Below are 15,684 nucleotides of genomic sequence, written 5' to 3'. Positions count from 1 at the left end.
TCAGAAGCCGGCCGTCAGGCTGACGCCGATGGTGCGCGGCCGGATCACGCCCGTCCCGATCGCCCCGCCCGGATAGATCGGCAAGCCGCTGGAGGTCACCGCGCTGGTCGAGGTCTTGCCGTCGGAGTCGGTCAGGTTCTTGACGTAGGCCTCCAGCTCGACCTGGCCGAAGCTGATCCCCGCGCGCAGGTCGACAACCTCGTAGGACGCCACCTTGCGCTGGTGGCCGTTGGCGGCCTGGAAGTCGGCGTCGTAGGCGCCGGTCTGCTTGCCCATCACCCGCAGCGAGGCGCCGACATAGGCGTCCTTGCCGTCGATCGTCCAGCTGTAGTCGCCGTTGAGGCCCAGGCTGACCTTCGGCGTGAACGGCAGCTGGTCGCCCTTCTTGCCGCCGACCAGGTCGCTGGTGTCGCCCGACAGCTTGGCGTCGGTGTAGGCGCCGTTGGCCGACACCGTCAGGCCGGACGTCAGCCGCGCGGTGGCGTTGAACTCGACGCCGTTGCTCTTGGCGTCTGCGCCGTTGGCGTTGATGCCGAAGTTGTTGACCACGGTCAGCAGTTGGATGCCCTTCCAGTCGATGTGGTAGGCCGACAGGTCCAGGCTGAAGCGATGATCGGCGGTCTCGCCCTTGTAGCCCGCCTCGTAGCTGGTGACGGTGTCCGGATCGAAGCTGGCCGGGGTGCCCGCCGGGGCGCTGGGCGGGATCACGTTCGGACCGCCGGGCCGGTAGCCCTTGGCGATCCGCGCATAGATCGCGCGGCGATCGTCCAGCTTGAACTTCGGCGCCAGCGAATAGGTGAAGACGTTGTCGGACGAGCGCAGGTCGCTGGCGACCGGCGTCCCGCCGGCCAGCACGCCGTTCGCCTCCTGGGTGGCGCTCTGCTTGTTGTGGCTGTAGCGGCCGCCGACGTCGACGTCGAAGCGGTCGCCCAGGTGCAGGGTGGCGTTGGCGAAGCCGGCGTATTCCTTGTAGCGCGAGTACAGATTCAGCTCGGCCAGCAGCGGGAGGGTGGTCAGCCTGGTCAGGGTCCCGGGCTGGACGGCTACGTACTCCTGGAAGATCAGGCCCTTCTCGTCGGTGAAGTAGCCGCCGACCAGCCAGTCGAAGGCCGAGCCGGGGTTCGAGGCCAGGCGGATTTCCTGGGTCCATTTCTCGTTGTTGGTGTCCTGGCCCAGATAGAGCTCGTTGGGTTCGCCGAACACCAGCTCGATCAGGGGGCTCAGGAACGTCGCGTCGTCGCTCTTGGTCTGTTTCAGGCTGCTGTAGCTGGTGGACGAGGTCAGGGTGGCCGCGCCGAAATCGTAGTTCAGCACGCCGTTGTAGACGCGGTACTTGATGTCCGAGAAGCTCGGGACGAACTGCGACAGGGTCGGCCGGCCGTACAGGGTCTTCAGGGTGTCGGGATCGCTCTCGACCTCGCCCGAAGCGTCGGCCTTGATGTCCTGGGCCATGGCGGTCAGGCGCAGGTCGAAGGCGTCGTTCGGCTTGAACAGCAGCGAGGCGCGACCGCCGTAGACCTTGCCGTCGTTGATGTCGCTCTCGACGTCCGAACCGCCGGTGCCGATCGAGTCGATGAAGCCGCCGTCCTTGCGGTAGAAGCCCGAGGCCCGCACCGCCACCGTCTGGCTCAGCGGGATGTTGACCACCGCCGTGGTGCGGTACGACAGGTCGCCGCCCTTGGTGTCCTCGAGCGCGACCTGGGCCTTGGCGCTGTAGCCGCTGGTGTCGGGCGCGTTGGTGACGAATTTCAGCAGACCGCCCATCGAGCTGGCGCCGTACAGCGTGCCCTGCGGGCCGCGCAGCACCTCGATGCGGGACACGTCGAAGGTGTCGAAATCGCCGGCCAGCACCCCGCCGTTGACCAGGGCGCTGCTCGAGCCGAACGGTGTCTCGTCCATGTAGACGGCCACGGTCGAGGCCACCCCGCCGGCGTTGACGCCGCGCAGGACCAGGCGGCCCTGGCCCGGCGTGGCCTGGACCAGCTGCAGACCGGGAACCAGCTTCAGATAGTCGGTGAAGTTGGTGGCCTGCTGGGTCTCCAGCGTCTCGCCCGACACCACCGAGATGGACTGCGGGATGTCGATCAGCGTCTGTTCGCGCTTCTGCGCGGTGACGACGATCTCCTCGACGGTCGTCACCGCCGACCGGGACGCGTCGTCCGCGGCGAAGGCCGGGGTCTGGATCAGCAGCGCGCCGATGGCGCTGGAGATCATCAAGGTCGTACGACGAAGCTTCATTTCATTCCCCCTCGTTGAAGCGCCCGACGTCCCCGGAGCGGTGATCGCTCCCATCGGCGCTGGGGTCCGCTCGGATTTTCCCGTGCTCGACCCGGCCCATTACGCAAATGTAATCCTAATTAGGCCACTGTTATCCCAATCAGAGAATTGTCAATGACGATTGCGCGACTAGGCGGACGGCCCGTGCGCTTCGGCGCGGCGCGCCCAAGGATCGATCAGCCGCAGGAGGATCGAGGCCGTGACGGCCAGGCCCGCCAGCAGCGCGAAATAGGCCGTGTGCGGCATCCGGCTCCACAGGGTCCCCACCAGGCCGGCGCTGAGGCTGCCGGCGAAGATGGTCAGGTACCAGGCCGCCACCGTGGTCGCTCCGAACCCGGGCGGGGCCAGGCGCGCGAACAGGCCCAGGCCCGTGGGCAGGATGAACAACTCGCCGAAGGTGTAGACCCCGAAGAACGCCACCAGCCACAGCCAGTGCGCCTTGCCCCCGGCCAGGGCCGAGACGGCGCAGAGCATCAGATAGGCGCCGGCCACGATCAGGGCCCCGGTCGCCATGCGCAGGGCCGGCGAGGTGTCGCGTCCGGCGTCGGCCCGCTTCTTCCATCCGGCCAGCAGCATCGGCGTCATGGCCATGACCAGCAGCGGGTTCAGCGACTGGAACCAGGTCATCGGCACGGTCCAGGACCCCAAGGTCCGGTCGACGCCCGCGTCGGCCCACAGGGCCACCGTGTTGCCGGCCTGCTCGTAGGCCCCGCGGAAGACGGTCACCGACAGGGCGACGGCGGCCAGGACCAGCACGGTCGGCAGGGCCATGCGCCCGCGCGCAGGCTCGACCGCGCCGGCCTGCACCCTGCCCTGCTCGGCCGGCAGGTAGCGCTGGCCCCACAGATAGATCAGCAGTCCCGCCAGCATGCCCAGGCCCGCCGCCGCGAAGCCGACGTGCCAGCCGAACACCTCGCCCAGGGTCCCGCACAGCAGGGGCGCCAGGAAGCCGCCGATATTGATGCCCAGATAATAGACGTTGTAGGCCCAGCCCCGCCGGGGATCGCCCTGGGCGTAGAGATCGTTGATCTGGCTGGGCAGGGTCGGCAGGAACAGGCCGTTGCCCAGGGCGATGGTGGCCAGGGCGACGTAGAGCAGGTCCGGGAAACTCATCATGAAATGGCCGGCGGCCATGACGCTGGCGCCGATGATGATGGCCCGGCGCTTGCCCAGCAGGCGGTCGGCGATCACCCCGCCGACGATCGGCGTAAAATAGGCGCAGGCCGTATAGGTCCCGTAGATCAGGGACGCCGAGCCCTGGGCGATCAGCAGTTGCTTGGTCATGTAGTAGACCAGCAGGGCCCGCATGCCGAAGTAGGAGAACTGCTCCCACATGTTCGTCAGGAACAGGACGGTCAGGCCGCGCGGCTGACCGAACCACGGCGGGGCGTCGAGAGCCTTGCCGCTCATGCCGCGGCCGCCGAGGCCGGAGCGCCCCAGACGTCCTCGCCCGCCCAGACGGTACCGTCGCGATAGACGACGCCGGGCGGCCGGTCCTGGGCCAGGAAGGTCGGGCCGTCCAGGTCGACCAGGTCGCACACCTGGCCCAGCACGAAGCCCGGACCGGTGGACAGGCTGGTGCCGACCATGGTGCCGACCATGACGCCGAGGCCCAGCCGCCGGGCCTTGGCCGCCATCAGCAGGCCCTCGGTCAGACCGCCGCACTTGTCGAGCTTGATGTTGATCACCTGGAAGCGGCCGACCGCCGCCGCCACGTCGGGCAGGCATACCGCGCTCTCGTCGGCGGCGATTGGGATCGGGCTGTCGAAGCCCTCCAGCTCGGGCTCATGGCCGCGCGCCAGGGGTTGCTCCAGCAGCGAGACGCGCTGCTCGACCAGGGTATCGACCAGGGCGTCCAGGTCCGCGCGGACGAATCCCTGGTTGCCGTCGACGCCCAGCCAGGCGTCCGGCCGGGCCGCGCGGATCGCCCGCACCCGCGCCTGGTCCAGGGCCAGGTCGCCGGTCAGCTTGATCTTGATCGACCGCGCCTGGGTGTAGCCGACCGCGCCCTTAGCCATGGCCTCGGGGGTGTCGGCCCCGAGGGTGAAGGTGGTGCGCAGCGGCCGGGGAGCGTCCAGCCCCGCCAGCCGCCAGACCGGCTGGCCGGTCACCGCCGCCTCCAGCTCCCAGAGGGCGCAGTCGACGGCGTTGCGGGCCCCGCCCGGCGGCAGGATGAAGCGCAGGGCCTCGCGGGTCGGCCCGGCCTCGATCGCCTCCCGGACCGACTCGATCTGAGCCCGCATGCCGTCGACCGTCTCGCCCAGGAAGAAGACCCCGGACGCTTCGCCGCGTCCCTTGGCCCGGCCGTCCGACAGCGTCACGACGATGATGTCGGACGTGTCGAACACATGGCCCGCGATCCGGAACGGCTGGGCCAGCCGCAGCGTCTCGGCGGCGATGTCCAGCGCCAGCCGGCCCATCAGTAGTGCACCGACATCGCCAGGAGGTGGAAGGTCACGGCGACATAGAGCAGCAGCAGCGGGGCCAGCAGCATCACCACGCTCCAGGCCTTGCGGACCCAACCGCGACCGTCGGTCCAGGTCAGCCACAGGTTCCAGCCGGCGGCAGCCAGGGCCAGCGGCAGGACGACCCAGCCCAGCCCCTGGAGCAGCAGCAGCACCCCGTCCATCCCGCCGGCCATGGCCGCCGCGCTGGAGGTCAGCTTGGTCACGCCGACGCCCCAGCCGACGATCAGGGCCAGCAGCAGGCCCGCCCCGGCGCGCGCGGCCCGCGAGGCGGTCAGCGCCTTGCCCGAGATGTCGGCCTTGGTCTTGTAACGGCGGCGCACCAGGGCCACGACCGGCCAGTAGAGGAAGGTCAGCAGCAGCACGCCGACGCTGGCCGCGATCGCGGGCAGCAGCCAGGCGCCGTCCTGGCCCGCCGGGATGCGGTCGAAGACCATGAAGGGCGAGCCGAAGTCCCAGCTCCAGCGGACGGGCTTGCCGTCGACCACCTGGGCGGCCAGGCGGTCGTGGCCGCCGACCTCGCGCCAGACATACGGCGCGATCTCGACCCACTCCTTCGGGCGGCCGTTGGGGCCCAGAATGCTGGGGACGATCAGTTCACCCTTGGGGCCCACCGCGACCTTCGCCTGGCCCATCATGTAGAACAGCGACAGGAAGGTGCTGTCGGCGCGGCGGCTGACGTCCCACGTGCCGGCCATGGCCTTGGCGTGCTCGGCGGCGGTCTTGGCGTCGACCTTGCCGTCCGGCGCGCCCGCGACGGGCGGCAGGTAGCGGTCGGAGAAGTCGCGGAAGATGGCCGTGCGCAGCACGCCCGCCGCGCCCTCGCGGCCGCCGCTGTTCAGCGACAGGTACAGGCCCACGCCGTCGTTCATGTAGAGGTGCAGCGAGGAGTGGAAGCCCTCGGTGTCGCCCAGGTGGCCGATCACGGTGCGGCCGTTGATCGAGGTCTGGAAGAAGCCCAGCTCCATGCGGTCCAGCGGCCCGATCAGCGAGCGCGGATTGACCCTGTCCACGGGGCTGTCGTGCATCACGCGGGCGGTTTCCGCCGACAGGATGCGCTGGCCGTCCAGCTCGCCCCCCTGCAGGTGGGCGATCATGAACCGGCCCATGTCGGCGCCGGTGGACGAGGCCGAGCCGGCCGGGAACGGGCCGACGATCTCGAAGCCCTTCGACGGCTTGCCGGGCTTGTCGTAGCCCGTGGCGTCGTGACCGACCAGGTTCGCGGGCAGCGGCTGCCGGAACGTGGTGTTTTCCAGCTTCAGCGGCCCCATCACGTGGCGGTCGAGATAGTCCTGGAACTTCTCGCCCGACACCCGCTCGACGATGTAGGCGGCCAGGGCCGTGCCGTAGTTCGAATAGGCCGGCGTCTCGCCCGCGTCGAAGATGCGCTTGGGCACGTGGTTCTTCAGATAGGCGCCCAGCTCCGGCTCGGGTTTGCCGTAGAAGATCAGCTCCTTGACCACTTCCTCGAAGCCGGCCGTGTGGGTCATCAGCTGGCGGGTCGTCACGGGCTTGCCGTTGCGCGGCGGAATCTTGAAGTCGAGATAGGTGTTGATGTCGGCGTCCAGGTCGATCTTGCCGGCCTCGACCTGCTGCATCACCGCCGTCCAGGTGAACAGCTTCGAGATCGAGCCCGGACGGAACAGGGTCTTGTAGGGATCGACCGGCGTCTTCTTGTCACGATCGGCGTAACCGAAGCCCCGCGTCGTCAGGATCTGGCCGTCCTTGACCACCGTGACCACTGCGCCGGGGATGTCGCCCGTGCGCAGGGCGTAGGGCATGTAGCCGTCCAGCCAGAGGTCGACGTCGGCCTTGGTCAGCGCCGGCGCGGCGGACGGCGCGACCGCCGGGGCCGCCGCCGGATTGGCCGCCGGGACAACCGCCTTGGCGACCGGCGGCGGCGCGGTCTCCTGCCGCGTCTGGGCCTGGACGGGGCCCAACCCCGCCACCAGAGCGCACGCCGCGATCGCGGCCCCCTTGATCGTTCGCATTCCTTGGCTCCCCTCGCCTGCCGGTAGGATTGCCCCCGCTCGGCCCAGCCGATAGATTGGGAATGAACAATCCTGATCAGGACAATTGCTATCCTGATTGGAAAATCCGTCAACCGCCTTGAGGAGTCACGGCGCTTGCCTTCCAACGCCCACACGCTCGGAAAACTGCTTCGCGGCCTGCGGGACCGGGAGGGTTGGACCCTCAAACAGATGAGCGAGAAGAGCGGCATCCCCGTCTCGACGCTCTCCAAGGTCGAGCACGACCGCCTGACCCTGACCTACGACAAGCTGCAGCTGCTGGCCCAGCGCCTGGGCCTGCGCATGTCCGAACTGTTCGCCGAGGAAGAGGCCAACCAGCCCCAGACGGTCACCGCGCGCCGCAGCCTGGGCGAGGTCGAGCGCGCCGTGCGCGTCGAGACCCCGAACTACGACTACTATTACCTGTGCACCGAGCTGCGCGGGAAGCGCATGATCCCGGTGATCACCAAGATCCGCGCCAAGAGCGCCGAGCAGTTCGGCGACCTGGTCCGCCACGCGGGCGAGGAGTACATCTTCGTCCTGAAGGGGCGGATCGTCGTGAACACCGAGTTCTACGATCCGGTCGTGCTGGACCAGGGCCAGTCGATCTATCTCGACTCCAGCATGGGCCACGCCTACCTGGCGGCCGAGGGCTGCGACGAGGCCGAGGTGCTGGGCGTGATGTCCAGCGAGGACGAAGAGCTGATGAAGGTCCTGCTGGACATCCACGAGGACCAGAAGCAGGGCCGCTCCATCTAGGACCGGCCGGAGTCGGACCGGCCGGCGCCTACTGGGCGCCGACCCGCCGGTCGTCCAGGCGGCGCCTGATGAAGCCCGCCGCCAGCTCGATCGACTGCCGGGCCTTGGGCGTGTTCATCCGCTCCCAGAAATGGGTCTCGTCGGCCCAGTGGCGCAGGGTCAGGTCGCCGCCGACGTCGCGCACCTTGTCGGCCAGGCGCATCGAGTCGTCATAGAGGATGTCGGTCCGGCTGGCGTGCACCAGCAGCGGCGGGAAGCCGTCGAAGCTGCCGAACAGCGGCGAGGCGATCGGCTCGATCGCCGAACGGCCCTGCAAATAGAAGTGCGCGAACATCGCCAGCGACTCCATGGTGTGCGGCGAGGTCTTGGCGATCGAGGCGGCCATGACCGACCAGCTCTGCAGCGACAGGTCCAGCCAGGGCGACAGCAGCACGATGCCGGCCGGCATGGGCTCGCCGCGATCACGGATCACCTGGAAGGCAGCCATCATGATCGCCGCCCCGGCCGACTCGGCCAGGGCCACCACCGGCTCGTCGGGGCGATGGCGCAGTTGCCAGCGCCAGGCCTCGACGATGTCGTCGACCGCCGCGGGACAGGGATGCTCGGGCGCGAGACGGTAGGACGGCGCGTAGACGCTGGCCTCGGCCGCGGCGGCGAACCGGCCCACCAGCTGGCCGATCCGCGGGCTGCGCTCGGCGACGAACGAGCCGCCGTGGACATAGAAGACCGTGCCGCGCGGCGCCTTGTCGCGGGGGGCGAACCAATCGGCGCGGGTGGGCGGCGACGGCGCGGCGTAGTCGGGCGTCGCGCTCCAGGTGGCGTCGACCTCCAGGGACGGCAGGACCCCGTCGTAGCGGTCGTGCCAGGCCCGGGCCTTGCGCAGGAACTCGGCGAACTCGGCCTCGCCCCTGGAATGACTGGCCAGTCCCTTGCGCAGCACCCTCGTGATCACCCGCTGGGCGATGGTGTAGCTGAGGTTCTGGCGGAAATCGGCGAAGGGCCTGCGCGGCGTCTCCGGAGCGGCCTTCATTTCGACCAGCCCTTGACGCGGGACGGCCGCTGCAATCGACACCATTGTACGCGAACGCCCCCCAGGCCATGCTTTGCGACGAACGAGAAACAACTCGCCGCCGTTTATGACGAACAAGAAACAGCAAGACGCCCTGTTCGACAACCTGAAGCCGCTGACGCGGGTCTATCCGAGCCTGGAGGCTCGGTTGGCCAAGGCGGCCGCGGACGGCCATCCCTATGTGCTGCGGGCCATGGAGATCTTCGGGCGCGCCAAGGGTCGCTCGGAGGAACAGGCGCTGGCGTCCTACCGCGAAGACCACGGCCTGACCGAGGCCGAGGCCAAGCTGGCCTATTTCCTGGTCGAGGGCGGCACCCTGGCCGGCTACGCCCTGATCACCAACCTGTCGCGCAACACCGTGCGCTCGTACCTGAAGTCGATCTTCAGCAAGACCGGCGCGACCCGCCAGGCCGAACTGGTGCGGATGCTGGGCGAAGACCGGTCGAGGACGCGCTAGGCGGCCTCGACCGGATCCCCCCAAGGAGGCGCTCCCCCCAGAGCGCCTCCCCCCAGACCTAGAAGCGCCAGGACCCGCCGGCGCGGATCGCCTGGGCCTCGAAGCGGTCGCCGTAGGTCCCCTCGTAGGTGACCCCGAACCGCGCCCGATCGCCCGACGCCAGGTCGGCGCCCAGCTGCACGGCCAGGGCGCCGGCGTCGTACTTGGCGCCGCTGACCACGAAACGGGCCGTCCCGCCAGTGAAGGCGTTGGCGGTCTGGCCCGCCAGGTCGCCCGTGGCCATGCGCCAGGCGACAGCGACGCGCGGGCGCAGGACCGAGGCCCCGCCCACGTCGAACTGCCCCCTCACCTTGACCCCGACGTCGACCAAGCCCAGCTCGCGGGTGACGCCTTCGACCTTCAGCGCCGCGAAGCCGCCCGTTTCGCTGAAGTCGTCGCTCTTCACCCGCAGATAGCTGGCCGCCACGAAAGGCTCGACCACGGCCGCGCCCAGCGTCAGGGGCGCGGACACCTGGCCGAACACCTGGCCGACCGTGGCGTCGTACTTGCCCTTCACGCGATCCTGGTTCCCCGGGAACACTACGGCCCGCTCGGCGTCGATCGACGACCAGGCGTAGGCCGCGCCCACGTCGGCGCGCAGCGGTCCGAAGACGCTGGCGGCGTAGGCCGCGACCTGGCCGTTCTTGCTCTCGGCGCGGCTGCCGCGCGCCGAGACCGTCCCGTCGGCCTCGCCATAGGCGGCCGCCAGGCCCAGGCGGGCAGCGCCCAGCACCTTGTCGCCGCCGGCGACCAGGCCCGCGCCGCTGACCTTCAGGCCCGCCGCGCCGGCGCCGGCGTCGATCTTGCTCCAGCCCGCCAGGACGTCGCCCCAGCCGCCCGACACCTCGGCCGGAGCCGAGGTCCGCGCCTGGATCGCCTGCCGCAGCCGGCCCGCCTCGCCCGCCAGGACGGTCGAGACGTCGGCGTAGATCTGGCCGTCCAGGGCGCTGTAGGCCTGGGCGGACCCGCCCGCGTTCTGGGTGACCAGGGCGTCGTAGACCGGCGCGCCCAGGCCCAGGGCCTCGGCCGCGTCGGCCACCCGGGCCTCGTTCGAGGTCGTGGCGAAGCTGGCGAACCGGATGTCGTTGCGCAGCAGGTTCAGGCGCACGGCGTTGGCCGTGTAGGTCAGGCTGGGCGTCAGGAACGCCATGTCGCTGGTGACGCTGGAGAACCGCCCCGTGATCCCGCCCGCCGAGGTCAGGATGCCGTACTGGCTCAGCCGCGCGTATTGCGACGCCGGACCGCCGGCCAGGACGGCGACCTTGGCGCCGGTCTGGATGGTGGTGGCGCCGCCCACGACGATCAGGTCGTGCTCGCCGGTCGGCAGCACCTCGACCTGGTAGGTCGAACCCGTGGCGAAGGTGAAGTCGCCCGCCACGGTCAGGGTGCCGGGCGAATTGCCGGGAGTGACCTGGCCGCCGCCCTGCACGAAGACGTCGCCGCCGATCACGCCCGAGCCGCCCAGGGCGCCCGCCGAGCCCACGGTGACGTCGGAGGTCACCGAGCCGTTCACCTTCAGCTTGCCGGCGGTGACCGTGGTGTCGCCGGTATAGGTGTTGGCGCCGCTGAGCTCGATCACGCCGCCGCCGGTGACGGTGAACGAGCCCGACCCGGTGATCGACCCGGCGAAGGTGGTGCTGCCCGACTGGTTGACGGTCAGGGCGCCGCCGGTGATGTCGACGCCGCCGGTCGCGCCGCCGCTGAGGTTGGTGATGGTCTGGGTCAGGCCGCTGAGGTCCAGCACGCCGTTATCGACCTGCACCTGGGCGGTCTGCGGCAGATGCAGGATCCGCACCGAGCCGCCCTGGACGGTGGTCGTGCCGGTGAAGCCGTACTGGCCCGACAGGGTCAGGCGCGAGGCGCCCTTCTTGATCAGTTCGCCCGCGCCGGTGATGTCGCCGGCGTAGTCGTACTCGTCCGAGCGGTTGAAGACGGCCGTGCCGGCGATAACCAGGTCGCCCGTCAGGGCCCCGGTCGTCCCGCCGTCGCCGATCTGCAGGGTCGCCCCCGAGGCCACGGTGACGTCGCTGGTCATCGCGCCCTTCAGCAGCAGCGTCCCGGCGGACACGGTCGTCGGCCCGGCGTAGGTCGCCGCGCCCGACAGGGTCAGGGTCGCCGCGCCGGACTTGATCAGGCCGCCCGCGCCGCTCAGGTCGCCCGCATAGCTGGAGGCGTTGATCTGGGTGATCGTCAGGGTCCCGGCGCCGATGTCGAGATCGGCGTCGCCCGAGAGCCCGCCCGTCTTCTTGGCGCCGGAGCCCAGGGCGAAGGCCTCGCCCATCAGGGCCAGGCGGGAGTCGGCCGACAGGTTGGCGATCGTCACCAGGCCGCCGCCGTTGACCAGCGTCCCGGTCCGCGAATAGGCGCCCGACAGGGTCAGGTCGCCGCCGCCGGCCCAGATCACCTCGCCGCCCGCGCCCGACAGGGCGTTGGCCAGGGTGTAGTCGCCGTCCTGGCCTAGGAAGAACTGGCCGCCGTCGACCTTCAGGCCGCCCGCGAAGCTTCCCGTCGTTCCATGGCCGGCGACCTTCACCGTGCCCAGGCCCGCGTCGTCGATCGCGTAGTCGGCGCCGACCACCACGACGCCGCCGGTCTGCTCCAGGCCGCCGCCGATGTCGGTGACCACGTGCAGTTCGCCGCCGCTCACCCGGGTCGTCCCCGTATAGGTCCAGGCGCCGGACGCCAGCATGGCGCCGGACTGCAGTTCCACCTCGCCCGTCCCGCTGATCGAGAGCGTTCCGCTGTCGGCGTAGAGGTTGTCGTCGAAGCTGCGGGAGATCAGCGTGCCGTCGTTGTGGACCGACAGGCCGGCGCCCGGCGTCGTCGTCTCCAGCCAGGCGTTGGCGTCCTGGCGGTCGTCGATGCGCAGGGTCGCGCCAGAGGCGATGTCGATACTGTCAGCCTGCAGCAGGCCGGTCAGGGTCCAGTCGCCGGCCGCGACCGTGGCGGTCTCGAAGTTGAGGACCCCGCCGAACGTCTGGCCGGCGGACGGCTGATTGGAGGTCCCGTTCAGCACCAGGGCGTCCAGACCCGCCCCGCCGTCGACGGCGCCGGTGAAGCTGGCGCCGGTCAGCAGGGTCAGGGTGTCGTCCCCGTCCGCGAACCGCACCGCCAGCGCGCCGGGCGCGCCGCCGATGTGGCCGGCCGTGGTCAGGCTGGCGCCGTAGCCCACCGCCGGCGAACCCGTCCCGCCCGGCACGGGCACGGCGCGGAATTCGACGCCGGCGCCGCTGAGGGCCGTGATCGAGGCGTCCGCCCCGACGGTCACCTCGGCCTGGTTCAGCGCGGAGACCCGCACGCCGGCCAATCCGCCCACGGTCTGGCCGGTGACGGTCAGGGCGGCGTCGTGGCTGGCGTACAGGTCGATGGCGACGCTGTTGGCGTCCTTCGCGACCGCGCGGCCCGAGGTCACCGTGAGGTCGCCGTGATCCGCCAGGACCTGGATCGCCCGGGAGCCGGTCCCGGTGATCTCGGCGTCCGCGCTGACGACCGTCACCGTGTCGCCGCGGCCGAAGACGGCCAGGGTGCCGTCGCTGCCGGCGCGGGCCTTGCCGCTGTTGATCTCGACCTCGCCGCCGATCGACTGCCCCCAGACGGCGGTCGCGAACTGGCCGACCACCGCCGAGTCGGCGCTGTTGACGGTCACGTGGCCGCCACCGGTCGAGAGCGCGCCCACGCCGTCGGCCGTGAAGCCGGCGTGCAGGCCGGTGTTGGCGGTGCGGGTCACACCGGCGTCGACGACGATGTCGCCCGTCGTGCTCTGGGCGAAGACGCCGACGTCGCCCTGGGTCCCGGCCGAGACCGTCCCCGTGGTGACGTGCACCGCGCCCTCGCGGCCGTAGACCACCACGCCGGTGCCGTCGGCCGTGACCTTGTCGGCCGAGACGTCCACGGCGCCCTGGCCATAGACGTAGAGACCGACGCCGTTGCCGACGGTGATCTCGCCGGCGTCGATGCTGATCGGACCGGCGTAGTCGGCCCAGACGCCCATGGCGCCCGCGCCGGTGGCAGAGACCTTGTCGGCGACGATGCTCAGCGTCCCCGCGCCGCCGGCCGGGACATGCGGCGTCCCGAAGACCAGCGCCCCGTCGGAATCGACCATGATCCCGTGGGCGTTGGCGCCGGTGGTGGTCACCTCGCCGCTGTCGATGGCGATGTCGCCGTTGGACCAGGCGTAGACGCCGCGCGCGGCGTCGCCCGTCGTGACGACCGAACCGCTGTCGATCGCGATGCTGGCCCCGCGGGCGTAGATCCCGGTCGAACCCTGGCCGGCGGTGGTCACCGAACCGCTGTCGATCGACACCGCGCCGGTCTGGCTGATCGCATAGGCGCCGAAGGCCGAGCGGCCGGTCGTCTGGGCGTCGCCGCTGGTGATGCTGATGTCGCCGCTGGTCGAGATCCCGCCCACGGCGTCGGCGGTGAAGCCGGTCAGCATGTCGCCCTGGGTCTTGGTCGACTGGGCGCTGATCACGATGTCGCCGCTGGTGGTCTGGGCGAAGACGCCCACGTCGCCCTGGGTCCCGGCCGAGACCGTGCCCGTGGTCAGGTTCACCGCGCCTTCGCGGCCGTAGACCACCACGCCCGTGCCGGTCGCCGTGACCTTGTCGGCCGAGACGTCCACCGTGTTCTGGCCGTAGACGTAGAGACCCACGCCGTTGCCGACGGTGATCTCGCCGCTGTCAATGCTGATCGGGCCCGCATAGTCGACCCACACGCCCATCGCCCCGTTCCCGGTGGCGCTGACCTTGTCGCTGACGATGTTCACCGTCCCCACGCCGCCGGCCGGGACGTGCGGCGTGCCGAACACCAGCGCGCCGTCGGAATCGACCATGACGCCGTGGGCGTTGTTCCCCGTGGTGGTCACCTCGCCGCTGTCGATGGCGATGTCGCCGGTGGTCCAGGCGTAGATGCCGCGGGCGTTGTTCCCGGTGGTGCTGGCCGAGCCGCTGGTGATGTCGATCTTGGCCGTCTTGTTGAATGTCACGGCCATGATGGCGTCGGCGGCGTTGGACCCGCTGGGCGCGCCCGTGGTCGAGGCCACGTCGCTGCGGATCGTCACCCCTTCGCCGCCGTTGGCGTAGATCGCCCGGCCGCCCGCGCCGGCCGCCGTGGCCGTCCCGCTGTCGATGCTGATCGCGCCGTTGCCCGCCGAGGCGTAGATCGCCCACGACTGGGCGCCCTGGGCGCTGGCCGTACCGCTGGTGATGTCGATGTCGCCCAGGAAGCTCTGGGCGCTGATAGCGTTCGAGAACACCTGGACGCCGCCCACGGTGATCGCGCCGCCCGAGGCCGAGGCCTCGCCGCTGTCGATCCTGATCGACCCGTCGCCCCTGGCCAGGATCGCCGTGGCGCCGTCGCCCGTCGCCGTCGCGTGCTGCGAGGTCACGTCCATCAGGCCGGTCGCCTCGACACGGATGGCGTCGGTGTAGTGGGTCGTGCCGTCGTTGGTCACCGCGCCATGGGTGGTGGTGGCGCCCGCCACGACCTTGGCCGTGCCGCCGGCCCGCACATAGACGCCATAGGCGCCGTCGCTGGCCGTGGTGACGGTTCCGCTCTCGACCGTCGCGTCGCCCGCCAGGGCGGTGGCGGTCACGCCCAGGAAGCCCACGCCGCTGGTCGACAGCTCGTCGACCTTGACGTCGACGTCGCCGTTGTAGCTGCGCGCGCCGATCCCCTGGCCGAACGAGGTGTGACCGGCGGGACCGACGGTCGGAGCCCCGGACGCGACGATCTGGCCGGCGGTCACGGAGACGTCGCCGAAGCCGACGGCCCCGATGACGCCGTTGGCCTGGGTGGTCGAGGCTTGGCCGACCACCACCGTCACCTTGCCCCCGCCCGTCGGCGTGGCGCTGGGACCGTCCAGCGAACGGGCCAGGACGATGCTGCCGCCCAGGCCCGAGGAGGAGATCTTGTCGATCTCGACCGTGACGTCGCCGGTCTTCGACTGGGCCGCGACGCCGGAGGTGTAGACCCCGGCCGTCGACACCTCCCCGGCCTTGACCTTGACCGCGCCGCTGTCCGACAGCGCGACGATCGCGTCGTTGGTCATCTGGTTGACCATGTCGGCGCCCGAGGTGGCCGCCTTGGTCACGTTGACGTCGATCGCGCCGCTGGTGGTGGTGACGAACAGGCCGGGGGCCTCGTTTCCGCTAGTGGAGATGTCGGCCGCCACGACGCTGACCTTTCCGGCCCCGCCGACGACATCCACCGCGATCGCGCCGGTGTTGGACGTCGCGGCCGGCAGGTTCAGGATCAGGTCGTCGATCGTCGTGTAGCTGACGCCGGTGGTGATGGGCGACGGACAGGTCACCACGCCGCCGGCGGGCGCGCCGCACTCGTTGGCGGCCAGGGCGGCCGCCGGTTGGACCAGCAGCGAACATCCAAGCGCCGTTCCCGCCAGCCAAAGGGCCCGCGGATTGCGCGGACTCTTGCCGCGGCTATGTTGGATTCCCGACATATTTCACCCCATTCAGCCACTTATACGCACGCCGTTCCCCGAACAGCGACGCCCGAGCTAGCGAGGAGCGGGGATGGGAGACAACCCTCGTTTGGGGGGTGTGGGCGCAAACGCGTCGGCGCGTGACCGGTGGGACCCAGGGGGTTCGAAGG

At 70.5% G+C, this 15,684-nt stretch carries 8 protein-coding genes; 2 read left to right on the top strand and 6 right to left on the bottom strand.

Annotated elements, in window-relative coordinates; all coding sequences use genetic code 11:
- The 4 genes from BR39_RS0113725 to BR39_RS0113710 all read right to left on the bottom strand — a co-directional run bounded on the left by BR39_RS0113725 (window position 1) and on the right by BR39_RS0113710 (window position 6,733).
- Window positions 1-2,238 (bottom strand): TonB-dependent receptor, encoded by a 2,238-nt coding sequence (locus BR39_RS0113725; RefSeq protein ID WP_029912802.1) that lies wholly within the window; start codon window positions 2,236-2,238, stop codon window positions 1-3.
- Between the two features lie 168 nt (window positions 2,239-2,406).
- Window positions 2,407-3,687 (bottom strand): peptide MFS transporter, encoded by a 1,281-nt coding sequence (locus BR39_RS0113720; RefSeq protein ID WP_035018434.1) that lies wholly within the window; start codon window positions 3,685-3,687, stop codon window positions 2,407-2,409.
- Window positions 3,684-4,697, bottom strand: coding sequence for a dipeptide epimerase (locus tag BR39_RS0113715; protein WP_029912798.1), 1,014 nt, complete (start codon window positions 4,695-4,697; stop codon window positions 3,684-3,686). The genes BR39_RS0113720 and BR39_RS0113715 overlap by 4 nt, the downstream gene beginning before the upstream one ends.
- Window positions 4,697-6,733, bottom strand: a complete 2,037-nt coding sequence (locus BR39_RS0113710) for a serine hydrolase (RefSeq protein ID WP_029912796.1) — start codon at window positions 6,731-6,733, stop codon at window positions 4,697-4,699. Before BR39_RS0113710 ends, BR39_RS0113715 begins: the two co-directional genes overlap by 1 nt.
- 135 nt (window positions 6,734-6,868) lie before the next feature.
- On the opposite strand from BR39_RS0113710, the gene BR39_RS0113705 reads away from it, so the two are divergent.
- On the top strand, window positions 6,869-7,510 hold the full coding sequence (locus BR39_RS0113705) for a helix-turn-helix domain-containing protein (RefSeq protein WP_029912794.1): 642 nt from the start codon (window positions 6,869-6,871) through the stop codon (window positions 7,508-7,510).
- Between the two features lie 28 nt (window positions 7,511-7,538).
- Here the strand turns inward: BR39_RS0113705 and BR39_RS0113700 are convergent, their stop codons facing one another.
- Window positions 7,539-8,540 (bottom strand): alpha/beta hydrolase, encoded by a 1,002-nt coding sequence (locus BR39_RS0113700; RefSeq protein ID WP_029912793.1) that lies wholly within the window; start codon window positions 8,538-8,540, stop codon window positions 7,539-7,541.
- A 106-nt stretch (window positions 8,541-8,646) separates the two neighbouring features.
- On the opposite strand from BR39_RS0113700, the gene BR39_RS25340 reads away from it, so the two are divergent.
- Window positions 8,647-9,036, top strand: coding sequence for a hypothetical protein (locus tag BR39_RS25340; protein ID WP_035018432.1), 390 nt, complete (start codon window positions 8,647-8,649; stop codon window positions 9,034-9,036).
- Window positions 9,037-9,094: 58 nt separating this feature from the next.
- Here the strand turns inward: BR39_RS25340 and BR39_RS0113690 are convergent, their stop codons facing one another.
- Window positions 9,095-15,532, bottom strand: a complete 6,438-nt coding sequence (locus BR39_RS0113690) for an autotransporter domain-containing protein (RefSeq protein ID WP_029912790.1) — start codon at window positions 15,530-15,532, stop codon at window positions 9,095-9,097.
- Window positions 15,533-15,684 lie beyond the last annotated feature (152 nt).

This window comes from Caulobacter sp. UNC358MFTsu5.1, from assembly GCF_000712075.1.
Taxonomy (GTDB): Bacteria; Pseudomonadota; Alphaproteobacteria; order Caulobacterales; family Caulobacteraceae; genus Caulobacter.
The sequence above is the reverse complement of the archived record's forward strand: the minus strand, read 5'-3'. Positions and strand labels throughout refer to the sequence as shown.